The organism is Microvirga rosea (genome assembly GCF_020595095.1).
In the GTDB taxonomy this organism is placed as follows: domain Bacteria; phylum Pseudomonadota; class Alphaproteobacteria; order Rhizobiales; family Beijerinckiaceae; genus Microvirga; species Microvirga rosea.
Window position 1 is genome coordinate 1 of record NZ_JAJDOP010000013.1, and the last position, 24524, is coordinate 24524.

The 24524-nt window shown below is 63.2% G+C and carries 28 protein-coding genes; 16 read left to right on the forward strand and 12 right to left on the reverse strand.

Features of this window, described 5'->3' with window-relative positions:
• Positions 1–393 precede the first annotated feature (393 nt).
• From LJD17_RS20665 to LJD17_RS20680, 4 genes are all read left to right on the forward strand, one after another.
• Positions 394–1122 carry a DUF4142 domain-containing protein gene (locus LJD17_RS20665; protein WP_227386089.1) on the forward strand — a complete coding sequence of 243 codons (729 nt, stop codon included), beginning with the start codon at positions 394–396 and terminating at the stop codon, positions 1120–1122.
• Positions 1123–1225: 103 nt separating this feature from the next.
• Positions 1226–1843, forward strand: a complete 618-nt coding sequence (locus LJD17_RS20670) for a hypothetical protein (protein WP_227386090.1) — start codon at positions 1226–1228, stop codon at positions 1841–1843.
• Between the two features lie 223 nt (positions 1844–2066).
• Complete coding sequence (locus LJD17_RS20675) at positions 2067–3158, forward strand: TRAP transporter substrate-binding protein (protein WP_227386091.1); 1092 nt, start codon at positions 2067–2069, stop codon at positions 3156–3158.
• A gap of 78 nt (positions 3159–3236) precedes the next feature.
• Positions 3237–3401, forward strand: coding sequence for a hypothetical protein (locus LJD17_RS20680; protein WP_227386092.1), 165 nt, complete (start codon positions 3237–3239; stop codon positions 3399–3401).
• Between the two features lie 56 nt (positions 3402–3457).
• On the opposite strand, the gene LJD17_RS20685 is transcribed toward LJD17_RS20680, so the two are convergent.
• Positions 3458–4327: a DMT family transporter gene (locus LJD17_RS20685; RefSeq protein ID WP_227386093.1), complete on the reverse strand. Its 870-nt coding sequence runs from the start codon at positions 4325–4327 to the stop codon at positions 3458–3460.
• A gap of 179 nt (positions 4328–4506) precedes the next feature.
• Here LJD17_RS20685 and LJD17_RS20690 point away from each other — a divergent pair, with 179 nt between their 5' ends.
• Positions 4507–5397: a YihY/virulence factor BrkB family protein gene (locus tag LJD17_RS20690; protein ID WP_227386094.1), complete on the forward strand. Its 891-nt coding sequence runs from the start codon at positions 4507–4509 to the stop codon at positions 5395–5397.
• 66 nt (positions 5398–5463) lie between these two features.
• On the opposite strand, the gene LJD17_RS20695 is transcribed toward LJD17_RS20690, so the two are convergent.
• Positions 5464–7413: a bifunctional 2',3'-cyclic-nucleotide 2'-phosphodiesterase/3'-nucleotidase gene (locus tag LJD17_RS20695; protein ID WP_227386095.1), complete on the reverse strand. Its 1950-nt coding sequence runs from the start codon at positions 7411–7413 to the stop codon at positions 5464–5466.
• A gap of 75 nt (positions 7414–7488) precedes the next feature.
• A complete protein-coding gene (locus tag LJD17_RS20700; protein WP_227386096.1) occupies positions 7489–8643 on the reverse strand; it encodes a trans-sulfuration enzyme family protein in 1155 nt (384 codons plus the stop codon).
• Between LJD17_RS20700 and LJD17_RS20705 the strand changes: the two genes are divergently transcribed.
• Entirely contained in the window at positions 8642–9223 is a 582-nt protein-coding gene (locus LJD17_RS20705) for a TspO/MBR family protein (protein WP_406600859.1), read from the forward strand. The two genes, LJD17_RS20700 and LJD17_RS20705, sit on opposite strands and share 2 nt — an antisense overlap.
• 3 nt (positions 9224–9226) lie before the next feature.
• Here LJD17_RS20705 and hpt read toward each other — a convergent pair whose 3' ends face one another.
• On the reverse strand, positions 9227–9799 hold the full coding sequence (hpt, locus tag LJD17_RS20710) for a hypoxanthine phosphoribosyltransferase (protein WP_227386097.1): 573 nt from the start codon (positions 9797–9799) through the stop codon (positions 9227–9229).
• A gap of 307 nt (positions 9800–10106) precedes the next feature.
• Between hpt and ftsE the strand changes: the two genes are divergently transcribed.
• The 5 genes from ftsE to LJD17_RS20735 all read left to right on the forward strand — a co-directional run bounded on the left by ftsE (position 10107) and on the right by LJD17_RS20735 (position 13988).
• Positions 10107–10811, forward strand: a complete 705-nt coding sequence (ftsE, locus tag LJD17_RS20715) for a cell division ATP-binding protein FtsE (RefSeq protein WP_227386098.1) — start codon at positions 10107–10109, stop codon at positions 10809–10811.
• Between the two features lie 5 nt (positions 10812–10816).
• On the forward strand, positions 10817–11791 hold the full coding sequence (locus LJD17_RS20720; protein ID WP_227386099.1) for a cell division protein FtsX: 975 nt from the start codon (positions 10817–10819) through the stop codon (positions 11789–11791).
• A 186-nt stretch (positions 11792–11977) separates the two neighbouring features.
• Positions 11978–12631 (forward strand): YdcF family protein, encoded by a 654-nt coding sequence (locus LJD17_RS20725; protein ID WP_227386100.1) that lies wholly within the window; start codon positions 11978–11980, stop codon positions 12629–12631.
• A 94-nt stretch (positions 12632–12725) separates the two neighbouring features.
• A complete protein-coding gene (locus tag LJD17_RS20730; protein ID WP_227386101.1) occupies positions 12726–13490 on the forward strand; it encodes a lysophospholipid acyltransferase family protein in 765 nt (254 codons plus the stop codon).
• A 135-nt stretch (positions 13491–13625) separates the two neighbouring features.
• Positions 13626–13988 (forward strand): hypothetical protein, encoded by a 363-nt coding sequence (locus LJD17_RS20735; protein ID WP_319799713.1) that lies wholly within the window; start codon positions 13626–13628, stop codon positions 13986–13988.
• Here the strand turns inward: LJD17_RS20735 and LJD17_RS20740 are convergent.
• Positions 13985–14509 (reverse strand): gamma-glutamylcyclotransferase, encoded by a 525-nt coding sequence (locus tag LJD17_RS20740; RefSeq protein ID WP_227386103.1) that lies wholly within the window; start codon positions 14507–14509, stop codon positions 13985–13987. The two genes, LJD17_RS20735 and LJD17_RS20740, sit on opposite strands and share 4 nt — an antisense overlap.
• A 181-nt stretch (positions 14510–14690) precedes the next feature.
• On the opposite strand from LJD17_RS20740, the gene LJD17_RS20745 reads away from it, so the two are divergent.
• The gene (locus tag LJD17_RS20745) at positions 14691–15734 is read left to right on the forward strand and encodes a DUF2125 domain-containing protein (protein ID WP_227386104.1); all 1044 of its coding nucleotides are present in this window, start codon (positions 14691–14693) and stop codon (positions 15732–15734) included.
• Here the strand turns inward: LJD17_RS20745 and LJD17_RS20750 are convergent.
• Genes LJD17_RS20750 through LJD17_RS20760 form a run of 3 tightly spaced genes read right to left on the reverse strand, consistent with a single transcriptional unit; the run spans position 15728 to position 18662 of the window.
• Entirely contained in the window at positions 15728–16675 is a 948-nt protein-coding gene (locus LJD17_RS20750) for a prephenate/arogenate dehydrogenase family protein (protein ID WP_227386105.1), read from the reverse strand. The genes LJD17_RS20745 and LJD17_RS20750 overlap by 7 nt on opposite strands.
• Positions 16668–17771 (reverse strand): histidinol-phosphate transaminase, encoded by a 1104-nt coding sequence (gene hisC / locus LJD17_RS20755; RefSeq protein WP_227386106.1) that lies wholly within the window; start codon positions 17769–17771, stop codon positions 16668–16670. Before hisC ends, LJD17_RS20750 begins: the two co-directional genes overlap by 8 nt.
• Positions 17772–17828: 57 nt before the next feature.
• Entirely contained in the window at positions 17829–18662 is an 834-nt protein-coding gene (locus tag LJD17_RS20760) for a chorismate mutase (RefSeq protein ID WP_227386107.1), read from the reverse strand.
• Between the two features lie 152 nt (positions 18663–18814).
• Here LJD17_RS20760 and metX point away from each other — a divergent pair, with 152 nt between their 5' ends.
• On the forward strand, positions 18815–19993 hold the full coding sequence (gene metX, locus LJD17_RS20765; protein ID WP_227386108.1) for a homoserine O-acetyltransferase MetX: 1179 nt from the start codon (positions 18815–18817) through the stop codon (positions 19991–19993).
• Positions 19990–20643: a methionine biosynthesis protein MetW gene (gene metW / locus LJD17_RS20770; protein ID WP_227386109.1), complete on the forward strand. Its 654-nt coding sequence runs from the start codon at positions 19990–19992 to the stop codon at positions 20641–20643. The genes metX and metW overlap by 4 nt, the downstream gene beginning before the upstream one ends.
• 55 nt (positions 20644–20698) lie before the next feature.
• Here the strand turns inward: metW and LJD17_RS20775 are convergent, their stop codons facing one another.
• The 4 genes from LJD17_RS20775 to LJD17_RS20790 all read right to left on the reverse strand — a co-directional run bounded on the left by LJD17_RS20775 (position 20699) and on the right by LJD17_RS20790 (position 22639).
• Positions 20699–20908: a con-10 family general stress protein gene (locus tag LJD17_RS20775; protein WP_319799715.1), complete on the reverse strand. Its 210-nt coding sequence runs from the start codon at positions 20906–20908 to the stop codon at positions 20699–20701.
• 167 nt (positions 20909–21075) lie between these two features.
• Positions 21076–21546, reverse strand: a complete 471-nt coding sequence (locus LJD17_RS20780; RefSeq protein WP_227386110.1) for a DUF1801 domain-containing protein — start codon at positions 21544–21546, stop codon at positions 21076–21078.
• The gene (xerD, locus tag LJD17_RS20785; protein WP_227386111.1) at positions 21543–22496 is read right to left on the reverse strand and encodes a site-specific tyrosine recombinase XerD; all 954 of its coding nucleotides are present in this window, start codon (positions 22494–22496) and stop codon (positions 21543–21545) included. The genes LJD17_RS20780 and xerD overlap by 4 nt, the downstream gene beginning before the upstream one ends.
• A complete protein-coding gene (locus tag LJD17_RS20790; protein ID WP_227386152.1) occupies positions 22493–22639 on the reverse strand; it encodes a histidine kinase in 147 nt (48 codons plus the stop codon). Before LJD17_RS20790 ends, xerD begins: the two co-directional genes overlap by 4 nt.
• 117 nt (positions 22640–22756) lie before the next feature.
• On the opposite strand from LJD17_RS20790, the gene LJD17_RS20795 reads away from it, so the two are divergent.
• Both LJD17_RS20795 and aroB read left to right on the forward strand, forming a co-directional pair.
• Positions 22757–23383 (forward strand): shikimate kinase, encoded by a 627-nt coding sequence (locus LJD17_RS20795; protein ID WP_227386112.1) that lies wholly within the window; start codon positions 22757–22759, stop codon positions 23381–23383.
• Positions 23380–24522 carry a 3-dehydroquinate synthase gene (gene aroB, locus LJD17_RS20800; RefSeq protein ID WP_227386113.1) on the forward strand — a complete coding sequence of 381 codons (1143 nt, stop codon included), beginning with the start codon at positions 23380–23382 and terminating at the stop codon, positions 24520–24522. The genes LJD17_RS20795 and aroB overlap by 4 nt, the downstream gene beginning before the upstream one ends.
• Positions 24523–24524 lie beyond the last annotated feature (2 nt).

Below are 24524 nucleotides of genomic sequence, written 5' to 3' on the forward strand. Positions count from 1 at the left end.
ATCTGGGCGGTGGAAGACGCAGCCGCCAACGTGACGCATCTTTACGCCAATGCCGGCAACTTCACGACCCATGTGGATCTCGTCGGCACCAAGCTCGCGCTCGCCGCAACCGACTTCATCCTGTAAGACGCCGCAGGATCGTTCAGGCTCGGCAACTTGCGTGAGCCTGAACGATCTCGGCTGCCGAAAGCCCTCGTCAATGCGGAGCTTATGCGACTTCCGCAAATGGCTCGCCTGCGAATTCCGGGCGGGAACCGCGAGAGCTTGGCACGACAAATGTCGCTCCTGCTCCGTCCCCACGTGAGGCTTCATGGCCCGGCAGGTGAGCGGCGTTTTCGAAACAAAGGACGATTCGGCGCGTTCGCCCTGTCCATATCCAGCAGGAGAACGTTGATGTCCCGCCGTCTCGTCGTTGCCGGTCTCATGACCGTCGTCAGCCTTCCGGTGCTTGCCCAAGGCGTGCAGCAGAACCAGTCGATTCCCTTTTCGGTCGCACCGCAAAACACCGAATCGCAGAGCAATCCCAGCCTTGGACAGAATGCGCAACAGCGCCAGCAGCGGGTTCAGCAGGGCGGCGCGCCACAGGATACGCAGACGCAGAACCGTCAAGGTCAGGCCAGCGCTCCCGCGCAGATGGGACAGCAGCAATCCCAAGCCGACCACCAGTACATTCAGCAGACATTGGCGGCCGGTACCGTTGCGCTACAGGCTTCAAACTTTGCCGTATCGAAGGCCGAGAACCCACGCGTAAAACAGTTCGCGACCTTCGAGGTGGCGGAGCAGAATACGCTGTCCGAAGTTCTGCATTCCATGGCCGATCCTGCGGCGACAGCCTCCACGACTCAAGGGGCACAGCAGGCGGCCTCCACCGCGCCGGACCTTTCGCAGAATGATGCAGCCGTCATGGAGCGCATGTCGAAAGCCCAGGCGGGAGCGGCTTTCGACAAGGATTATGTGACCATGCAGTTGAAGGGGCACCAGGATCTTCTCGCGATCCAGGAGCGCTATCTGCAGGAAAATTCCGGTAACCGCGAACTGACGAACGTCGCCAAGCTCGCACGCGGCCAGATCAAGGAACACATCGCCTTGCTGCAGGATATGCAGAAGGAGCTTGGCCGCTGATCCAATTGCCGCGCATCAGGTCGGAACCCGCCTTCCCGGAGGGGCGTTGGCCCCAATGAGAGGCGGGCTTTCCGCCCGTCAACACCCAGAAGAGGAGCATTCCATGGCGCAGGACAAGCGCGGCCGCCCTCCCGAACCCGATGTGGACGAGGTTCTCAACGAACTGCAAGCCGAAGAAGGGGGACAGGATTTCGTGGCAGGCCCGACCCAACGCAACGATGTGGGCGACACCAAGCGCGCTGCTGCGAAAGCCACGGGCATCATGGGCGCATCCAAGAAGCTCGATCCTGATCTCGATATCAATCACGTGGACGATGGCCGGGTGAAAAGCGGCTCCAGCGCCGGCATTCACAGCTTTGGCGAAGTTCCACCGGAACGCGGCGCCGAAGATGCCGGCCTCACCCTCTCCAACGCCGAAATCGCCGAGGGTGTGCCGACAACGGCTCTCAAGAGTCCGGCCGCCGCTCCGGCGCGCACGGAGACCGCAACGGAGTCACCGCAACCCATCACGCCCGATTCGGGACGCCAGCGCGTACCGGCGCCGGGAAACGCGGTGTCGGCTCCGAAAGGGACCTTCGTCCGTGGTCATCCGACGGCTTCTCAGTCCGGCGGCCGCTCGCAATCCTCGACAGGCGACGAAAAGCCACCCAAACGTTCCGCCAGAGGCGACGGTCCTCAGACAAGCCGGCCTCTCTCCAAGGGCGGCAGCGAGGAACGCTAAAAACCGGTGCTTCCAGATCCCTCCCCGCCGGGGAGGGATTTTTTATGCGCAGCCTACCGGGAGAACACTGCAGGCCAAGGTATCGACAATCGGCGAAATTGGCTGAAATTTCGAGCGGGCCTGCCGTTTTGTAAGGTTCTTTCCCATACGTAAGACAGGGTGACAGAGCGTTTCCTCGGGCCTATGGATGGACGGCAAATCATCCAAGCCTTGAGGAAACCCCATGGATAGAAGAACAGTGCTCAAAGGAGCCGGATTGGCAGCAGCGGCGGCGGGCGTCGCGTCACCGGCGATCGCCCAGGCCCAGCCGGAGATTCGCTGGCGCATGGCCTCAAGCTATCCGAAGAGCCTCGATACTCTCTATGGTGCCGGCGCCCAGATCGCCAAGCGCGTCGCGGAAGCCACGGACAACAAATTCCAAATCCAATCCTTCGCGGCCGGTGAGTTGGTGAGTGGCCTGCAGGTGCTCGACAGCGTGCAGAACGGCACCATCGAGTGCGGATACACGCTCTCGAGCTTCTACATCGGCAAGGATCCGACATTCCAGTTCGAGACATCGATGCCGTGGGGGATGAACGTCCGCCATCACAATGCCTGGATGGCATATGGCGGCGGCCTGCAGCTCGTGCGGGAGTTCATGAAGGATTACAACGTCATGCCCTTCCCGGCTGGCCAGACCGGCGCCCAGATGGGCGGCTGGTTCCGCAGCGAGATCAAATCCGCCCAAGATCTGAGCGGCCTGAAAATGCGGATCGCCGGAATGGGCGGGCAGATCATGTCGCGCCTCGGCGTCGTTCCGCAAGTGCTTGCCGCCGGCGACATCTATCCGGCCCTTGAACGGGGCACTCTCGATGCGGTGGAGTTCTCCGGCCCTTACGACGATGAGAAGCTCGGCTTCGTGAAGGTCGCCAAGTACTACTATTACCCCGGCTTCTGGGAAGGCTCGGCGCAGCCCTCGCTCTATGTCAATCTCGACAAGTGGAACGGCCTCCCGGCTTCCTACAAGGCCATTCTCGAAGCAGCCTGCGCGGAAGCCAATGCGCAATGCGTGATGAAGTACGATGCGGAAAACGCGGAGGCCGTTCGCCGTCTGGTCGCGCAAGGGGCACAGCTGCGCGCGTTCCCGAAGGATATTCTCGATGCAAGCTTCCGGGAGGCCTACAAGTTCTACAACGAGATTGCGGCCTCGAACCCGAAGTTCAAGAAGATCTACGACTCCTGGAACGCCTTCCGTGAGAAGGAATACACCTGGTTCCGCATCGCCGAGCTGCCTTTCGACTACTATGTCTACACGCAGCAGGGTCAACCGCGCTGACGATTTCAAGGGATCGGATCAACAGCTCGGGCGTTGTCTTGTGGAACAGAGAAACGATGCTTGAGCGGGAGATCTCCCATGAACGACAAGTCGAAGGCCCACGGGTCGGACCAGAACAAGAGTGAGGGCGAGGACAAGAAGCTGCCCGAGAACTCGAAAGAGAACCTCGACGACAAGCTCGATCACGGCGTGGAAGAAACATTTCCGGCCAGCGATCCGGTTTCCGTCAAGATTACGAAATAGGTTGCGCTTTTCCAGACGAAGCCTCAGGCGCACCCGCGTCTGGGGCTTTTTGCTCGTCAGCTCCGACTCGCGATCGCGACGCCGAAAGCCGCGAGCCCCATGCCGACGATTTGAACGAGGCTCAAGGTCTCGCCGAACAGGGCGAAGGCCATGAGCGCGGCAACGGGCGGCACCAGATAAAGCAGGGTGGCGACGCCCACCACCGCACCGCGGCGGATGAGATAGAGCAACAGGCCGATGGCGCCGATGGAAAGGCCGAGCACGGCCCAGGCCAGCGCTCCGATGAGGGGCAGCGTCCAGTCCATCCGGCCCTCTTCGGTGAGCAGCACCATCGGGATGGTGACCAGGGACGCCCCGACATACTGGATGGCGGCGTTCACGCGCAGATCGAGCTTCCCGCCGGTTCGCTTCTGCCAAATGGTGCCGCAGGTGATCGACACCATCGCCAGAAGGCCGACCAGGAGGGCCAGCACCGGCACTCCGCCGTCTCCCAGCTTCGGCAGGACGACCAAAGCGGCGCCCAGGAAGCCGACGCCGATCCCGAGCCAGCCTCGGGACGATACGCGCTCTCCGAGCAGGGGCTTCGACAGGACGGCCGTCGCCAAGGGCTGGAGCCCGGCGATCAGAGCCATGATTCCCGCCGGCAGCCCGTCCTTCACGGCCCAGAACACGCCTCCGAGATAGAAGCCATGCAGCAGCATTCCGGCGATCAGGCTGTTTCTCCAGTCCCGCGGGCTCCGGGGCCAGGGGGCGCGGGCGATGGCGATCACGCCCAACAGGACGGCGAGGGCCAGGAGATAGCGCACGAGCAGAAAAGTGAGCGGCTCCGCATGCGGCGCGATGATGCGCGCAACGATGAAGCCGGTTGCCCAGATCACCACGAAAACAGGCGGCGCCATGCGCGCCATGAGAGTGTCGAAAGACATGAGAGAATCGTTCAATAGCGGGGAAGATCGGCTGTCCGCCGACAGCGGCGACAGAATTTCTCCACTCTAGAGACAGCTCTTTCCAACGCCAAGCCTCCGCTTGGGAAAGATTGACCTATCGATTCCGAACCAAAGCATTCTAAGTTCCCTGTCCTGTGTCCATCGCCCTGGGGTCCTGTTTGAATCGCCTGCGTTTGTATTTCGAAGTCCTCGCAATCGCGGCCAATCGCTTTCTGCTGCATGACGGCTGGGCGATCGCGAGTCATATCGCCCTATCGGTCCTGACGTCGATGTTTCCTTTTCTGATCCTGCTGACGGCCCTGGCCGGACTTTTCGGAACCGGGACCCTGGCCGACGAGGCGGCGACCATCATCCTGGAGGCATGGCCCCGGGAAATCGCAGAGCCCATCGCCGGCGAGATCCATAATATCCTCACCGGGCGACGCAGCGACGTCCTGACCCTCGGCCTCGTCCTGGCCCTTTATTTCGCCTCGAGCGGCGTCGAGGGCCTGCGGGTCGGCCTCAACCGCGCCTATGGAATTCGCGAAACGCGGGCCTGGTGGCTGACGCGTCTCGAATCCCTGGCCTTTGTCATGGGGGGCGCCCTGGTCATGCTCGCCCTGGCCCTGCTGGTGGTGCTTGGCCCGTTCGTCTGGCGTGGACTGCTTTATTGGGTTCCGGCTCTCCAACCCCTCGATACCCTGATCGGCCTCGTGCGGATCGGAACCGCCACCCTGATCATCGTCGCAGGGCTCATCGTCGCGCACAAACTCATTCCCGCTGGGCGGCGCACGATCTTGTCCGTGCTTCCGGGCGTGGGGGTCACGCTGCTGCTGTGGCTGCTCGGCGGCCTCGGCTTCGGCTGGTATCTCGAGTTCTATCCGGGCGCCTATGCGTCAACCTATGGCGGCCTTTCGACCGCCATGGTGGCCCTCATCTTCCTTTATACCCTCGGCGCGATCTTTCTGTTCGGCGGCGAGCTGAACGGAACGATCCTCGCAGCAAAGCGCGGACGTCTTCACGAGATCCACAACTACGACCAAGTCGAGGATGTGGTGAAGCTCCCTTAAGCAGGACGGGCGCAAAGAAGGCGGCAAGGCCGTGCCTTGCCGCCTCGTGGGGCCTTCGAGACGTCCTCAGCTCACGAGACGATACTTGATGAACCCCTCGGGCGCGTCACCGAGCTTTTCCACCTTGATGCCGGCCGGCTGATAGGCTGCCGCATTGGGACCCGTGGTGAAAACAACCGTTGCGTTGCCGGCCGGAGGAAGCAGGGACCAGGAGCCATTCGCCTTGGGGGCGATTTCCTTGCGGTCCATGATGTAGCGCATGATCGCATCCCGCGTGAGATCCGGCGCGTCGAGCACGATGGTGGTTCCATCGTTGCCCGGGAAGTTGCCGCCGCCGCCCGCCCGGTAGTTGTTCGTCGCGACGATGAAGACCTGATCATCTGCAACGGGCTTGCCGTTATAGGTCAGCTCCTTGATGCGGTGGGCACCAGGGTTGATCAGCTTGCCGTCATTGTCGTAGCGCGAGGCCTGGGTCGGATCGATCTTGTACTGCACCCCTGCGATCACGTCGAAGTTGTAGGCCGGGAAAGCGGGGTTGATGAGGTCCTGTTCACCGCTCTTCGACGGATCGATCTGGTTGTAGATTCCGGCCGAGCGTTCCAGCCATTCCCGCACCTGCGCGCCCGTCACCTTCACGGCGCGGATCGTGTTCGGATAGATGTAGATATCGGCCATGTCCTTGATGGCCAGCGGTCCGGGTTTAATGTCCGTGTAGTAATTGGGCCCCCCGCGTCCACCCGCCTTGAATGGCGCGGCGGCGGAGAGCAGCGGAAGATCCTTGTGGGCCGTCGTCTTGAGCAGATCGGCCACATACCAGGCTTGAGCCTCGGCAACGATCTTGACCGAGGCATCGTCCGCAACGAGCGAATAGTAGGAATGGATCGGGACGCTTGTGGTGCCGACCGCCTCGCGGACATATTTCAGCGTTCCCTCGTGATCGGCCTTCACGGCGGCGACCACAAGGGCGTCGCTCTCCACCTTCGCCACGACCTTGCGGTCGACGCGATCGTAGATCGGCCGGAGTTCGGTCCGGAAGCCCGCCACCTTCCAGGTGTTTCCGTCCTTCGCCAGCTCCAGGTCGATCACGCCAAGATGGCTGCCCCAGAAGCCGGCCATGACCGCCGGCTTCCCGTGCAGCGTTCCCGCCTTCACGTCGACGCCCGGAATGTTGTTGAATTCCTTGCCACCCGGGAAGGTGAAATGCTGGTGGCCGGTGAGGATCACGTCGATCCCATCGACTTTTGCCAGATGCAGGGCCGCATTCTCTTCGCCGCCTTTGCGCTCGCCGCCGGCAATGCCCGAATGGCAAAGGGCGACCACGATGTCGGCTCCCGCCTTCTTGATGTCCGGGACATATTTTTGCGCCGCATCGACGATATCGATCGTCGTCGCCTTCCCGTCGAGATTGGCCTTGTCCCACTGCACGATCTGCGGCGGAACGAAGCCGATGACGCCGATCTTCAGATTCTGCTTGGCCCCCGCCTCGTCGACGAATTCCCGGTCGAGAATGAGCCAGGGCTTGCGCAGGGTTTCGCCGTTCGCCTTGATGACGTTCGCACAGACGAGAGGGAATTTCGCCTCGCCCAGTGAATTCTCCAGGAATTCCAGCCCATAGTTGAACTCGTGATTGCCGAGGGTGCCGCAATCATAGTTCAGGGTGTTCATGGCGGCGACCATGGGATGCACGTCGCCCTTTTTCATGCCGCGCCGATAGGCGACATAATCACCAAGCGGGGAGCCCTGGATGAGATCGCCGTTGTCGAACAGAAGGCTGTTCTTCGCCTCGCCCCGGGCGGCTTTGACGATCGTGGCCGTGCGCGCGAGTCCGACGGTGTCGTCCGCCGCATCGCGATAATAGTCGTAAGGCATGATGTTCACATGGAGATCGGTGGTCTCCATGATGCGCACCTTCACCGTCGGTTCGGCGCCGAAGCTCGCCTGGGGCAGAGCCGCGACGGCCACGGCGGCAACGCCGGTTTGCAGGACACGGCGGCGGGTGATCGGGGACGAGGTCATATTTTGTTTCTCTCGGAAAGCATTTCTTGAGCCGAGGAGAACACAAGTTTCATGACAAGATCAACACGGATGCGATCAGGCTGCCCGCAATGCCTCGTCGAGATCCGTAAAGAGGTCGTTGACGTCCTCGATCCCGCTGGAAAGCCGGAGCAGATCCGGAGGGCAAGGCGTTCCGGGCCCCTCGATGGAGGCGCGATGCTCGATGAGGCTCTCGACGCCCCCCAGCGAGGTCGCCCGTTTCCAGAGTCCGACGCGGGCGGCCGCCCGAATGGCGGCGGCCTCGCCCCCGATCAGCTGGATCGACAGCATATAGCCGAAGCCTCCCTCCATCTGCCGGGCTGCGATGTCATGGCCCGGGTGCTGCGGCAGCCCCGGATAGAGCACCCGTGCGATCATGGGATGCTCGCTGAAACGCTCGGCAAGGGTCATGGCGCTTTTCGCCTGGGCCGCGGTGCGCAGGTGCAAGGTCCGCATTCCCCTCATGAGAAGATAGGCCTCGAACGGTCCGAGGATGGCCCCTTGCATCTTCCGGATGGACACGATCCGGCTCCAGAAGGCATCGGCCTTCGCGCCGGCGAGAGCGCCGGCCACGACGTCGGAATGCCCGTTCAGAACTTTGGTCGCGGCATGCATGACGATGTCCGCTCCCAGTGCCAGCGGCCGAGTATGGATGGGAGACGCCGTCGTCGAGTCGACCGCGAGGCGCGCGCCCGCCGCATGGGCAATCTCGGCGGCTGAGGCGATATCGGTGATTGTCCAGAGCGGGTTCGAGGGCGTTTCGATCCAGAGCAGTTTCGTCCGGTCGGGAATGACGGCCCGGCGCAGGGCATCGAGATCGTCCGTCTCGACGAAATCGACCTTGAGGCCCCAGCGCGTCGCCTCCGTCATGAGCCAGCTGCGCAGCGCCCAGTACATGACCTTGGACGCCACCACGTGGTCGCCGGGATCCAGCGCCTGGAAGACCGTCGTGGCCGCCGCCATCCCGGAGGAAAACAGAAGGGCCCCGGCATCGGCCTCCTCCAGCATCGCCAGCACGCCCTCCGCCTCCCGGATCGTGGCGTTGTCCGGGCGGCCATAGACGAAACCCGACGAGTAGCCGTTGTCCTCGTCACGAATATAGGTGGTCGCCACATGGATCGGAGGCACAACCGCCCGTGTGATCGGATCCACGTGCCCCATGGCCTGCGCCGTGAGGGAGCGCTTGGACCAGAGCGGATGCGATGACGACATGGGAACCTCCAGACAGCTTGACGGTTGCCGAAACGGCAGCATTCATGCCTTTACAGGGAATCCCTCCGTCATGCATCCCGGCGAGACCACTTTGCCAGACCGACCGACGCCTCCCCTTCAAAGGCTCCTGATTGCCGTTCTGCCGGTTGCCGCGGCCGGAATTCTCGGGACGATCGCCACGACCCCCAACATCCCGACCTGGTACGCGGGCCTCGTGAAGCCGGGCTTCACGCCCCCGAACTGGCTTTTCGGCCCGGTCTGGACATTGCTCTATGCCATGATGGCCTATGCGCTCTGGCGGATTCTGTTCCTCGGCAAGGATACGCCCGGACGCGGAACGGCCGTAACGACCTTCTTCGTTCAGCTGGCCCTCAATGCCCTCTGGTCCTGGGTATTTTTCGGAGCCCACTCGCCCCTAGCCGGTCTCGCGGTGATCGCGTTTCTTCTTGTGGCGATCCTTGCGACGATCCATGCCTTTTGGCCGCTCGATCGAGCGGCGGCCCTTCTGCTGGTGCCTTATCTGGCCTGGGTCGGCTATGCGACGGCGTTGAACGCCGCCGTCTGGCGCCTCAACGGGTAGGTGTCACGCCTTCTGGTCGAAAAGGTCGGGATTCTTGTCGAGGTGGTCGACAACGCCGACGAACGGCAGCTGGCGATAGGAATGGGCGACGTCCATGCCGTATCCGACCACGAAGACGTCCGGGCAGGTGAAGCCGACGAAATCCGCATCGATGGAAACGGCCCGCTTTCCTGGCTTTTCGAGAAGCACGGTCGTCATGACCCGCTTTGCCCCCCGGGCCATCAGCAGGTCCTTCGCGAAGGTCACCGTGCGTCCCGATTCGAGGATATCGTCCACGAGAAGCACGTCCCGCCCTCTGACGTCGCTTTCCACGTCGCGCAGAATGGCGACCTGCCCCGACGAGACGGTGCCGTCCAGATAGCTCGACAGGTGCACGAACTCGACCTGCGGCTCCAATCCCGCCCGGTGCAGAGCCCGGATCAGATCCGCGGCAAACATGAAGCTGCCCTTCAGGACAGCGACAACGAGCAGGTTCTCGGGCTTCGAGGCCGCGATCTCGCGGGCGAGTTCCTCGATGCGTTTCGCGATCGTCTCCTGATCGAAAAGAACCCGGATGCGCGGCGTGCCTGTCATCATTGATCCATTCAGAAAAGGGCCCTGCGGCAAGAAACCGGGACCTGGACTGTTTCTTCTTTGGTGACCATGAGGACGCGGCGAAGTCAAACGAACTTCCATGCCTGCGGCCTTAAAGTCCACCGGAAGCACGAGGGGACAGGTTCATCCGGTCCAAAAGTTCCGCTAGCATCGCCACGGCCATCGCTCGAGTTAAGGGGACCTTATGGACTTGGCTCGTAGATGTGGACCATAAGCAACGCGAATCGAAGGCATCGGCCGAAGGGGCCCGCCGCTCATCTCAAACCTCGCCAAGGATACCTGGCTGCTCGTGGAAGCTTTTTACGACAACGAATTTGCGGAGGATGCGCCTCCGGTCGTGCATTTTGAGAATGTGGGCGTGCGCTATGGCATGGGTCCCGAAGTCCTGCGCGATCTGACCTTCTCGATCGAGCCCCATTCCTTTCAGTTTCTCACGGGTCCTTCCGGCGCCGGCAAGACCACCCTCCTGCGCCTCATCCTGCTGGCCGTCAGGCCCACTCGGGGCCTGATCTCCCTTTTCGGAGAGGATGTGTCCGGCATTTCCAAGAATGCCCTGACCGATGTCCGGCGGCGGATGGGCGTGGTTTTCCAGGATTTTCGCCTCCTCGACCATCTGACGACCTATGAAAACGTGGCGCTTCCCCTGCGGGTGCAGGGGAAAGAGGAAGCGAGCTACCGGGCCGAAGTGGTCGAGCTGCTGCGCTGGGTCGGCCTCGGCGACCGGATGCACGTGCTTCCGCCGGTCCTGTCCGGCGGCGAGAAGCAACGTGCGGCGATCGCCCGGGCCCTGATCGTGCGTCCGGATCTTCTGCTGGCCGACGAGCCGACGGGTAACGTCGACCCGTCGCTGGCGCGAAGGCTTCTTCGCCTGTTCATCGAGCTCAATCGGCTCGGCACCTCGGTTGTCATCGCGACCCACGATTTCAGCCTCATGGACCAACTCGATGTGCGGCGTCTCGTGCTCGGCGACGGCCGGCTGCATATCGACGAGTAGGCGCCATGAGCGAGCTTTCCCATGCGCGCGCCTCGCGCTCCTCCGCCCCGGAAGGAGACAAGCGTCCCCTTCCCGCCTCCTTGCGCCGCAACGCCCCCCTCGTTCCGGTCGACTCCGCGGGCGGACAAGCCCTCGCGGCCGTGATCGCGATTCTCACGTTTCTGGCGGCCCTGTGCGCCGGTGGGGCGGAGCTCGTGGCATCGAGCTCGACCCAATGGCGTTCGGACATCGCCCGGGAAGTTACGATCCAGATCCGGCCGAACCCGCAACGCTCGATCGAGGACGATGTGGCGCGGGCCGTGGCGCTCGCGCGTCAGACCCCGGGCGTCGAGGAAACCCAGGCCTTCTCGAAAGCGGAATCCGAGCGTCTTCTGGAGCCGTGGCTGGGAACGGGGCTCGACTTCAACGACCTGCCGGTTCCGCGCCTGATCGTCCTCAAGCTTCAGGCCGAGGCCAAACCCGATTTCACCAAGCTCAGACAGGCTCTTCGCGATCAGATTCCCGGAGCAAGCCTCGACGATCACGCCCTTTGGGTTTCGCGTCTCTCGACCATGGCCAACACCATCATCGGCGTCGGGGTCATTCTGGTTGCCCTCGTTCTGCTGGCGGCAGGGCTCGCGGTCACCTTTGCGACACGGGGCGCCATGGCGGGCAACCGCGAAGTGGTCGATGTGCTGCATTTCGTGGGAGCCAGCGACGATTTCATCGCCAGGGAGTTCCAGCGCCGGTTCTTCAAGCTCGGTCTCAGAGGCAGTATGGTCGGGGCCGGGGCAGCCCTGGCGATGACCGTCACGTTGGGGTTCGTCACCCGGTCCTGGCGGGCGAGCCCGGCGGGCGATCAGCTGGAAGCGCTCTTCGGATCGTTCAGCATCGGCTGGCGCGGCTATGCGGTGGTGATCCTGATCGCCCTGGCCGTGGCCTTGATCACAGGAATCGTCTCACGTTTGACTGTGAGACGATTCCTTAACGGAAATGGTTGATATTTCCCGGTGGTCAAAAGGATTGCCTCTCCATTGCCGCATTCTGCCGTATCTTCCGCCGAGATGACCTCGCAAACGCAGAACCTGGCGCTTACCAACGCCATGAACACGACAGAGGCCTTGGGTTGGGGCTGGACGATGTCAGGCTCGCCTTCTCTGCCGGCGACGCGATCCCTCAGAAACCGTATGTTCCGAGTGGGTCTGGTGGCGGCCTTTGCGGGCTTTTTCCTCCTGTTCACCGGTTTTCTCGTTTTCGTCTATTCCCTCGATCGTTTCGAGCAAAAGCCCGAAACGCGCGCGGACGGCATCGTCGCCATGACCGGGGGAGCCCAACGCATCGGGGACGCCATCGATCTGCTTGCGCAAGGCTATGCGAAGCGGCTTCTGATTTCCGGGGTCAATGAAAAGACGAGCCGGGACGAGATTTTCCGCCTCAACCCGGGACAGCGGCGTTTGTTCGATTGCTGCGTCGATCTGGATTACCGGGCGCGGAACACCATCGGCAATGCGATCGAGACCCGCCGCTGGGCCGAACAGCACCAGTTCGACGCCCTGATCGTCGTCACGTCGAATTACCACATGCCGCGCACGCTCGTGGAGCTCGATCACGCTCTCCCGAACCTGCAGAAGATCCCCTATCCGGTTGCGGCAACGATCGATCCTCACGATTGGTGGCACAATCCCGCGACCGCCAAGGTGATCTTCTCCGAATATCTCAAGTTCCTCATCGTCTGGGTTCGGACCCGTTTCGAGAAGGATCCCGAGCATTCCTCGGCGGCGAAGATCTTGAGCGGAGGACGTCCCATCCAGCACGTCTCTGCCGGGCCGCTGTGGCGCTAAGGCGCCGCCTCCACTTTTACCTTGTGGCGCCCGCCGGATCGTGGCTTAGAGTGACGGCCTGCGGGGTATCTGGCCCCGCTTTTTTGTCCTCGCCATGCTGATTCTCCGGTCCCTGCTGTTCAACATCGCCTTTTACGTGAACATCATCCTCTGGATGCTCATGTTGCTGCCGACCTTCGCCATGCCCCGGCGGGCCTTCATGCGCGGTGCGCAGGCATGGGCACGGTCGTCCCTGTGGCTTTTGCGCGTGATCGCCGGAATTCGGGTCGAGATCCAAGGCCGCGAAAGGATCCCGCCGGGCGGGCTTCTGGTCGCCGCCAAGCATCAATCCCTGTGGGAGACCTTCGCGCTCCTGCCTCTTTTCGAAGATCCCACCTTTATCTTGAAGCAGGAACTCATGTGGATTCCGTTCTTCGGCTGGTATGCGCGGAAGGCCGATTGCGTTCCTGTGAACCGCAAGGCGGGCTCCATGGCCCTCATCAAGATGATGACGCGAGCGCGGGAGGAAGTCGTCGAGGGCCGCCAGATCGTGATCTTCCCCGAAGGCACCAGGCGTCCGCCCGGTGCCCCTCCGGCCTACAAGTTCGGCGTTTCCCACCTTTATGTGAACCTGGGGGTCGCCTGCCTGCCTATTGCCCTCAACTCAGGTCTTTTCTGGCCGCGACGCCAGTTCATCCGGCGGCCCGGCACCATCCGTGTCGAGATCCTGGAGCCGATCGCGCCGGGGCTTCCCCGGGATGAGTTCTTCAGGCAGATGCAGCATGCCATCGAGAGCGCCTCGGAGCGCTTGGTCGCCGAAGGACGGCGGGAGTTGGGGCTGCCGGCGGACAGACCTGCGACAAACTTGACCAACGCCTGACGTCACAAGGATTTGAAGGATTCTTGACGGTGCCGGTTCCGGTTCTTATCTTAAGAACAAATGGCGAACAAACGAACCATAGCATGGTCGATGGCCATGCGGGATCTCCGCAATGAACGAGCCCGGAGAGCAGGCGTGCGCGAGGAGCGTCTCAGAGCGACGGCAGGCCTGCGGTCATCCGAAACGTTGAGCTCCTGGCGGGGCCGCTCCGGCCGGCGCTACATCGTCGGGGTCCATCCTCTCATCGAGGCGGAGGTTTTCGAGGTCACCACGGATGCGGTGATTCTTGCGGTAAAGCGGGACGAGGCCGGGACGGCCCATGTGATCGACATCGCCACCGCCAGCTCCTATCCCGGCGAACAGGCCCGGGCGCGGTGGATGGCGGAGGTGCAGAATCGCGGCGCCAACGAGATGCACGTTCACCGCTTGGCCCATGACGAGCGGGAGCGGAAAGCCGTGGTCGAAGATCTGCGCGAGGATAATGCTTCGGCGCCTTAAGCGACCGCCTCGGTCAGCCGCTCTAACAGGGGGTCGTGGACTCCCATCCCGAGCAGGTGTTCATAGGTCGACCGGACATAGTCGGGATTGCGGCCTGAAATGCCCTCGCCATGCCGAACCAGCGCGACGATGTCATCGAAGGACAGGCGGCCCGCGTACTGGTTATGCTTTCGGTCGGCGATATAGGTCAAAGCTTCGACTTTGCGGCCGTCCTCCAGGCGCACCGGCAGACGCCTTTCCAGGTAGACCGCCGTCGCCTGCTCGCGCTCCCGCAGATAATGGATCGTGGCGTCCGCCTCCTCAGGAGCAACCTTGAACGCCACCCCGTGACAGCGTCCACCCCTGTCGAGCCCGAGCACCAGACCTGGACGCTCGGGTGTGCCGCGATGGACGTGAGAGAAGACGCAAAGGGAACGATGGTAGCCATAGAGCCGGGCATGATGCCGCTCCATGAACGGAAACCCCGGCCGCCACATGAGCGAACCGTACCCGAAAACCCATAATGCGCTGGCGTCCTGCATTTCGACCGATATGCCCGAACCTTGCCCGGATCGGGCACTAGAACTGGAGCCGCATCAGGGATCGGTTTTGCCTCTGGTCCCGCTCTCCCTTATGGAAGCCTGTGGACCGCCAAAACCGTCAATCCAGATGGCGATCCCTGCGCTAGCAGTTACACGGAAGCGACACAATAGGAGACCCGCAATGGGCAAGGCCGCCGCAGAGAATGCCCGCTCCAGCCGCTTCTGGCTCTATACCCCGTTCGCCCTTCTGCTTCTGGTGGCGATCGCCTGGAGCATCGGATGGTTCGTCATCCGTAGCAGGACCACAGAGTCCATCGACACCTGGTTCGGTCTGGAGGCGAAGGCCGGCCGGCAATGGACCTGCCAGGATCGAACCGTTCGCGGTTTCCCGTTCCGGATCGAGGTCACCTGCGGCTCCCTCGGGCTGACCCATGGAACGGTGAACGCCTCGTTCGGGCGGGTCGAGTCGGTGGCACAGGTGTATCAGCCCCGGTTCATCATCACGGAAATCGAGGGGCCCTTGCGCCTGACCGACGGCAGATCGACCCTGGAAGGCCGCTGGGACCTTCTCCAGACCAGCGTTCATGCGAGCGCCACGGGCCTCCAGCGCCTCTCGGCCGTCGCCAACAACCCCACCTTCACGGTCACGGGCCTGACCCCCGATCCGATCGTGCTCAAGAACAAGGAAACGGAATTTCACCTGCGTCCGGATCCCTCGCGCGGACAGGAACAAGCCTACGACGTGGCCCTGTCCCTGGAGAAGGCCCAGGTCCCGGCCCTCGATAGCCTGCTCGGCGGCTCGGAACCGACCGACCTGCGGGCGGATCTCACGATCACCCAGGCAGAGGGATTTCGTGGACGGCCGATCGCGGAGGAGCTGGAGCGCTGGCGCAGCGACGGCGGGCGGCTCGCGGTTGAAATGCTGGCTCTGAGCAAAGGCACGCGCCGGGTCGAAGCGAAGGGTGAGCTTGGCCTCGACCCGGAGCACCGCCCCTCGGGCATGCTCAATGTCTCGGCCTCCGGCCTGGACGGTCTTCTCGGAGCCCTCACGGGCAACCGCTCCGGCGGAGCGCTGCTGGGAGCGCTCCTCGGCCAAGGCCGCCGAAACAATGCCGGGACCGATCAGCCGGCCCTGACTCCGCTGCCCCCCTTGCGCTTCGACAACGGTTTTCTGGCGCTTGGCCCCTTCGTGATCCCGAGCGTCAAGCTGCCGGCGATCTACTGACCGTCGCGCCGGCGTCCGAAATCGGGCTCCGGCGTTTCCTGCCCGACGGAAATGATGCCCCGGCGAATCGCGCGGGTCCGGGTAAACAGATCGAAAAGCTTGTCTCCCTCGCCCCAGCGTATGGCGCGGGCCAGGAGCGCGATGTCCTCGTTCAGACGCCCCAGCATCTCGAGCACGGCTTCCTTGTTGTGCAGGAAGACGTCCCGCCACATGGTCGGGTCGGACGCGGCAATGCGGGTAAAGTCACGGAAGCCGCCGGCCGAGAACTTGATCACTTCCGATTGGGTGACCGTTTCGAGATCGGCCGCCGTCCCGACGATATTGTAGGCGATGAGATGCGGCACATGGCTCGTGATCGCCAGCACGAGGTCATGGTGCTGTGCCGTCATGACCTCGACGTTCGACCCCATGGCCGACCAGAACTCCCGGACGCGCTCGACGGCACCGTCCGGGGTGTTCTCCGGCGGGGTCAGAATGCACCAGCGATTGAAGAACAGCGTCGCGAAGCCCGCATCGGGCCCTGAATGCTCCGTCCCTGCGACGGGATGCGCGGGGACGAAGGACACGTCCTCCGGCAGATGAGGCTGAACCTGGGCGATCACGGAGCCCTTCACCGAGCCGACGTCCGACAGGATGGCTCCCGGCTTCAGGCTCTTCGCAATAACGGCGGCCACCGCCCCGCAGGCACCCACCGGCACGCACAGAATCACCAGATCGGCGCCGGTCACGCCGGCTGCGGCATCGGATGTCGCATCGTCGGCAAAGCCCAGCTCCCTGACGCGCGCGACGACGTTTTCATCGCGGTCGACCGCCACGATGGTGCGCGCAAGGTTCAGATGGCGGACGGCGCGGGCGATGGAGGAGCCGATCAGGCCGATGCCGATCAGCGCCACCCGGTCGAAGAGGGGCGTTTCACGCGGCGGACCAAGACGCTCAGGCATGGTCGCCCTGCCCCAGGAATTCGCGCAAGGTCTCGACCACCAGCCGGTTTGCTTCTTCGTCGCCGATGGTCAGCCGAAGGGCATGGGGCAGCCCATAGGCATCGATCCGGCGCAGGATCAGGCCACGGCTCGTGAGGAACGCATCGGCATCCTTGGCCGTCCGGCCATCCTGCTGAGGAAAGTGAACCAGGAGGAAATTGCCGACGCTGGGGGTGACCGTCAGGCCCAGGGCTTCGAGCTCCCGCGTCAGCCACGCGAGCCACGTTTCGTTGTGCTCGATGGCTCGTGCGATATGCGCATCGTCCTGGATCGCCGCGACGCCCGCCGCCATGGCCGGCCCGTTGACGTTGAAGGGGCCCCGGATCCGGTTGACCGCATCGATGATGTGAGCCGGCGCCACCATCCAGCCGATGCGCAGATTGGCCAGGCCGTAGATTTTCGAGAACGTCCGGGTCATCACGACGTTTTCGGCCGTCGCGACGAGCTCCAGGCCCGCCTCGTAGTCGTTCCGGCGCACATATTCCGCATAGGCGGCGTCGAGCACCAGCACCACGTGGGAGGGCAGGCCCGCATGCAGCCGCTTCACCTCGTCGAAAGGCAGGTAGGTGCCGGTCGGGTTGTTCGGGTTGGCGAGAAAGACGATCTTGGTCTTCGGAGTCACCTGAGCGAGGATCGCATCGACATCCGCGCGGTAGTCCTTTTCCTTCGCCACCACGGGAACGCCGCCGGCGGCCAGAATGGCGATGCGGTACACCAGGAAGCCGTGCTCGCTGAAGATGCCCTCGTCTCCCGGCCCCACATAGGTGCTCGTGATCAGGGACAAGAGCTCGTCCGAGCCGGATCCGCAAATGATCCGATGGGGATCGAGGCCGTACTTTGCGCCAATCGCCTCCCGCAGCTGCGTTGCCGTTCCATCGGGATAAAGCTCGAGGTGATCGAAGCTGCGAAGGGCTTCGATGGCCTTCTGCGACGGTCCGAGGGGCGTTTCATTGGACGAGAGCTTGTGGATCTTCGCCACCCCCGAGGCCTTGCTCTTGCCGGGCACATAGGCATCGATCTTCATGACACCTGGACGGGGTTCGGGACGGGCGGGCATGGGACGCTTTCCTAGAGGGGAATGGTTGTCGGGTCTGGCTCTAGCGCAGCTTTGCGATCATTTCACGTGGAAACGTTCGGCGTGGCTGCCGATTTCGACGAGCTGCGCGAGGCTCGCGCCGGCATCGGTGAGGGCGGTCTGCAGCTGCGCCGCCGGAAGCGCGCCGGGGGCGGCGATCAGGACCGAGAGTCCATAGGCATCCGCGGCACTGGCGACCGCCTCGCCGCCGAGAGCGGCCAGAGCGCCGGTGACATCCTTGTGCCAGCGCTCGAACTGCGCGGCATAGAGAACCACGTCGCGCACGGCGGCATCCGTCAATGGCTTCGAAATGACGAAAACCGGCGTCCCCGCCGGATGGTCGGGACGCTCGATGAACGGCAGGCGCGCGATGATCTTGGGCTGGTCCTTGTCGGCCAGGGTGCGCCACCAGGCACCGCTCGAGGCTCCTTGGTCGATCCGGAAAATACCCAGGTCCCCTCGCCCGCCGGCAACCGCCTCGATGACTGCCAAGGCGCTGGGATGGCTGACATACGGCACGGTAAACCCGAAGTGAAACCGGGCGGAATCCCGCATGGGGGCATCACCGCCGGAGATATCCGCATGGACTGCGTAGGGAGCCTGCACATAGGTGAAGGTCGCGATGATGACCCGCCAGATGCTCTCCACGGTGTCGAGGGGCAGAAGTCCCTCATGCCTTCCCGCCAGCGCCCGCATCATCGAAGCTTCACGGCCGGGCCGGAAAGCCGAGCCGGATTCGGATGTCTTCTTGACCGAGATCAGCCTGTCGATGATGGTGCCGCGCTCCATCAGGAGGCGATGCATGGCTTCGTCGATCCGGTCGATCTCCTGGCGCAACTCTGCAAGATTGGGAATGGGCTTATCGGTGGACATGGTCGTTCCTGAACGCTGGCGTTCTTCTTCGCAGCCTCCCGCCCCCCTGCCAAGTCTCAAATCGCATGGCTGGGCCGCTGCTGAGGCCTTATGTTCGTTGACCTCGGCCCGTCTCCGCTTTACCGCTGTTCGGAATGTCGAACGCTTCCGCTATGTCGAGCATGAACAGCGCCTTTCAAACGCCGGAGCCCCGAAGCCAGGTCGATGATCCATCGAGCCTTGTGGCGCGGTTTTCCGCAGACGAACCGCTCATGCTCGATGCCGGCGTGCCGGTCGGCCCTTGGCAGATCGCCTATCAGACCTATGGGGCCCTGAATGCCGACAAGTCGAACGCTGTCCTGATCTGTCACGCTCTGACGGGCGATCAACATGTGGCCAATGTCAGTCCGGTGACGGGGAAGCCCGGCTGGTGGACCACCATGGTCGGGCCGGGACGGCCTGTGGATACGGACCGGTTTTTCGTTATCTGCGCCAACGTCATCGGCGGCTGCATGGGCACGACGGGTCCGGCGTCGACCGATCCGCGGACGGGGTTGCCCTACGCGGTGGACTTTCCGGTGATCACCATCCGGGACATGGTCAGGGCGCAAGCGGCCTTGATCGATCGGCTCGGCATCGAGACCCTCTTTTGCGTCGTCGGCGGCTCCATGGGCGGCATGCAGGTGCTGCAATGGGCAGCGAGCTATCCGGACCGGGTCTTCGCGGCTCTGCCGATCGCCACGGCCGCTCGCCACTCGGCGCAGAACATCGCATTCCATGAAGTGGGCCGGCAGGCGGTGATGGCGGATCCCGACTGGCGCGGCGGCCGCTATCTGGTCGAGGGGACCCGGCCGACCAAGGGCCTCGCCGTCGCCCGCATGGGAGCGCACATCACCTATCTGTCCGAGATGGCGCTGCACCGGAAGTTCGGACGCAATTACCAGGACCGAAGCGCTCCCACCTTCTCGTTCGATGCGGATTTCCAGATCGAGAGCTACCTGCGCTACCAGGGGCTTTCCTTCGTCGAGCGGTTCGATGCCAATTCCTACCTCTATGTCACTCGGGCGATGGACTACTTCGACCTCGCGGCCGAGCACGACGGCAGCCTGGCCCGTGCCTTCAAAGGATCGGCAACGCGCTTTTGCGTGATTTCCTTTACGTCGGATTGGCTGTTCCCAACCTCCGATTCACGCGCGATCGTCCACGCCCTGAACGCGGCCGCGGCCTCTGTCGGCTTTGTCGAGATCGACAGCGACAAGGGTCATGACGCCTTCCTGCTGGACGAGCCGGAGATGTTTGCGGCAACCCGGGGCTTCATCGACGCGGCCGCCCGTGCCAGAGGCCTTGCATGACGGACGCCGCGACATTCTCCTCTCCCGACGCCATTTCAGACGGGGCAAGGCTCGATTTCCTTCTTGTCGCCGATATGGTGGCGCCCGGATCGCGCGTTCTCGATATCGGCTGCGGCGATGGCTCCCTGCTCGCCCTTCTGCGCGACACCAAGAGTGTCGATGGGCGCGGGATCGAACTTTCCCGTGAGGGCGTCAATGCCTGCCTCGCCAAAGGTCTGCCGGTCATTCAGGGGGACGCCGACACGGACCTCGCCGATTATCCGGACGATGCGTTCGATTACGTGATCCTGTCCCAGACAATCCAGGCGACGCGCCAACCGAAGATCGTTCTTGAGCAATTGCTCCGCATCGGGCGGCACGCCATCGTGTCCTTTCCGAACTTCGGCCATTGGCGGGTCCGCCTGGATCTTTTGCTGAAGGGGAGGATGCCGGTCACGGAGAACCTGCCCTATGCGTGGCACAACACGCCGAACATCCATTTCTGCACCATCCGGGACTTCGTCGAACTCTGCCGGGAAGTCGGAGCCCGGATGGAAAAGGCGGCCGCCCTTGACGCCGGCGGGCATCCGGTTCGTGTCACCCTGCCCTGGTGGGTATGGAATCTCCTAGGGGAACAGGGTGTTTTTCTTCTGACACGGATCAGGAAGTGAAAGGGCCGCCCGGCGGCGGCCCTCCCAAGTGGCGATGTGCGAGAAAAGGCAACGGCTAGCGGTTGCCGCCGCGCGAATTCTGACCGCCTTTACGGCCGGCCTCGCTGGCTTGATTACGGTCCTTCGAGAAGGACCGGTCTTCCGCAGACACGCTTTCCCCGCCTTTGCGTGAAATCTCGTGCTGCTTCTCCTTGTCCATCGAGCCGAAGCCACGGTTCGAAGATCCAGAACGACTAGCCATCATAACAGCTCCATGATGATTCATCTTGGACACGTGTAACGTCAGGAGGGGAGGTCGGTTCTAGCTTATCCACGAACGGCATACTGTCGCACGAGCGATCTTGACGGTGCTTGCCATTGGTGGGGGCGAGCCTCGCAATTTTCCTGCCGGACCTTGGTCCGAATACGCATTCCTTATTGTCGCCTATGGGCTCAAGCACCGGGACGAACCGGCGCACTTTTACGCCGCTGGTCCGCCTTGGACGTATTCAGGGTCACGGCGGCACGAATGAGCGCCTTCAGCGCCTCTTCATCGAAGCTGGCGCCCTCATGAAAATCGATGGCTCGCCTAGTATTTCCCTCGAGGCTGGCGTTGAAGAGGCTGGAAGGATCCTCCAGAGAGGCTCCCTTGACGAAGGTCATCTTCACCACGTTCTTGTACGTCTCGCCCGTGCAGATAATCCCGGCGAGCGACCACACCGGAACTCCTCGCCACTTCCATTCCTCGACCACTTCGGGGACGGCCTGCTTGATGAGACGACGAATCCGAGCAAGGGTCTCACCGCGCCAATCGCCCAACTCCTCGATCCTCGCATCGATCAGGCGAGAGGGAGAGGCATTTGCTTCTGCTTCCCCAGTCAAGCCGCTTTTCGTCCCGGACATGCCCATTGTCCCCTTCCTCATGATTGTTCCTGCTCTTCTTGAGCCCCGTGTGCGGCAAGGGGGTGCAGGTCGCGCACCATGCTCTTCAGGCGCTCGTCAAGAACGTGGGTGTAGATCTGCGTGGTCGAGATGTCGGAATGACCGAGAAGCTCCTGCACGATGCGCAGATCGGCGCCGTTTTGGAGAAGATGGCTGGCAAAAGCGTGGCGCAGGACGTGAGGGCTGACCTTGTCGGTTCGAAGACCGGCGGCCGCTGCGGCGGCCTTCAGGTCACGGGCGAAAGCCTGGCGCGTCAGATGACCGCTTTCGCTGTCGGACGGAAAAAGCCAAGGACCGTCCACGCGGCCCCGCGCCTCGAGCAGGGTCAGATAGGCGCGGCTCGCCGCCCGGGCCGCCTCGGTCAGAGGAACGAGGCGTTCCTTTGCGCCCTTTCCCCGAACGACGAGGAAACGATCACGGGTTTTCGCGGCGCTGCGCGGCAGGGACACGAGTTCCGAAACGCGAAGGCCGGTTGCATAGAGAAGCTCCAGCAGGCAGGCCATGCGGGCGGCACGAAGACGTTCCGCCGGGGGAGCGTCTTCGTGGTCGGCCATCTGATGGGCGACCCGCAGGAGGTTATCGACCTGATCAACCGAGAGGACCTTGGGCAAGGCTCGCGCGCGTTTGGGAGCCGACACGGCCGCCGTCGGATCCGCCGAAGCATAGCCCTCGACGTAAAGAAATTTGTGGAATTGTCGTACGGCGGAAAGGCGCCGGGCCGCCGAGGAGGCCTTGAGACCTCTCTCCTCCAGGCTGGCCATGAAACCCCGCACCGTGGCGGCCGAGGCTCCGTCCGGCTGGGCGCCCTCTTCGGCCAGGAAAGCCAGATAATCCTCAAGATCACGCCGATACGCATCGAGCGTATTCTTTGATGCGCCGCGCTCGGCGGCAAGCATATCCAGAAAGAGATTGGCGTGCCGGGCGCCGCTCATGGAGAGGTCAGGCGATTGCTCGGGATAGGCACCGTCATTTCCCGAGGTTCGGGTTCAACAAAGGTCGCCAAGGCGAAGACAATGGCAAAGCCAATCCCAACGAGGACGGCAACGACAACAAGGAACCGGAATAGGGTCGGCACGGCGCTCTCTTCAAGGTTTCCCTGCAACAACCATGCAGAGAGTTGAAACGCAAGCCTTTCGACCATGTCTGCATCCAGTCCTGTGACAGGGCAGAGACCTCGTGCTAGGACAGGAGCATGAACACGATCAGCCGCTTCAACGCGCTGGATGAAGCCGGCGGGCAAGGCACTCGAAGCCAGGGAGGCCATCCCCTCACCCGCCAGCTCGGCTCGCGCTCCCTTGTGCTCGTCGGCCTGATGGGCGCCGGAAAAAGTACCGTGGGCCGTCGGCTTGCCCAGAAGCTCAGCCTCCCGTTCCGGGACGCGGATCACGAAATCGAGGCCGCGGCAGGCATGACGATCCCGGACATCTTCGCCACCCATGGGGAAGAGCATTTCCGGGACGGGGAACGGCGCGTCATCGCCCGCCTGCTTCACGAGGGCCCCATGGTGCTGGCGACGGGGGGCGGAGCCTTCATGAACGAGGAAACCCGCTCGGCGATCGCCGCAACCGGGATTTCCGTCTGGCTGAAGGCCGATCTCGACGTCCTGATGCGCCGGGTTCGCAAAAGATCGACCAGGCCCCTGCTGAAAACCCCCGATCCGGAAGGAACCATGCGCCACCTCATGGACATCCGTTATCCGATCTACGCAACGGCCGACATCACGGTTTACTCGCACGAGGTCCCGCACGACCGGGTCGTCGCCGAGATCGTTCAGGCCCTCCATGACTGGTTCGAGGCACAAGGGAGTTCCTCCAAGTGAACAGCGTAACGGCGAAGCTGTCGGGCGCTCCGGCGATCACGGTTTCGGTACCCCTCGGCGACAGGGCTTATGACATTCTCGTAGGGAGAAACCTGCTGTCCGGAGCCGGAATGCGGATCGCAGCGCTCGGGGCCCGCGCGGCCGCCATCGTGACGGACGAGCATGTCGGGCCGCTCTATGCGGAAGCCTTGACGGAGGCGCTGCAGCGGCAGGGCCTGCAAACGGCGACCATCGCACTTCCGCCCGGAGAGGCCACGAAATCCTACGCCTCGCTGGAAAAGGTCTGCGACTTCCTGCTGGGGGCCAAGATCGAACGGGGCGATCTCGTGATCGCTCTCGGCGGCGGCGTCGTCGGGGATCTGGCCGGCTTCGCGGCGGCGGTGGTTCGCAGAGGCGTGCGCTTCGTTCAGGTGCCGACGTCCCTTCTGGCCCAGGTCGATTCCTCCGTCGGCGGCAAGACCGGCATTAACTCGCGTTACGGAAAGAACCTGGTCGGAGCCTTTCACCAACCCAGTCTCGTCCTGGCCGACACGGCGGCGCTCGACACGCTCCCGGTTCGCGAGATGCGCGCCGGTTATGCGGAGGTCGTGAAATACGGCCTGATCGACGACGCTCCTTTTTTCGATTGGTGCGAGACCCATTGGCGTGGGGTTTTTTCCGGCGGGCCGGAGCGGGACGAAGCGGTGGCCCAGAGCTGCCGCGCGAAGGCGGCCGTCGTGGTGCGCGACGAACGTGAGGATGGAGACCGGGCCCTCCTGAATTTGGGCCATACCTTCGGCCATGCCTTGGAGCGGATCACCCGCTACGATTCGGCCAGACTCGTTCATGGGGAAGGCGTCGCGATCGGCCTGTGTCTCGCCTTCCGCTTCTCCGCCGCGCTGGGTCTTTGCCCCGCCGCCGATGCCGAGAGGGTCGAGGCCCATCTTGCGGCCACTGGACTTCCCACGCGTCTGGACCATGTTCCGGGCGGCTGCGGCACGGTCGAGGATTTGCTCGAGGCCATGGCCCAGGACAAGAAGGTCAAGGGCGGCGCCCTCACCTTCATCCTGGCCCGGGGAATCGGCCAAAGCTTCATCGCCTCCGGGATCGCAGTCGATAAGGTTCGGTCGTTTCTCGCGCGTGAAAGCAACATAGCGTAACC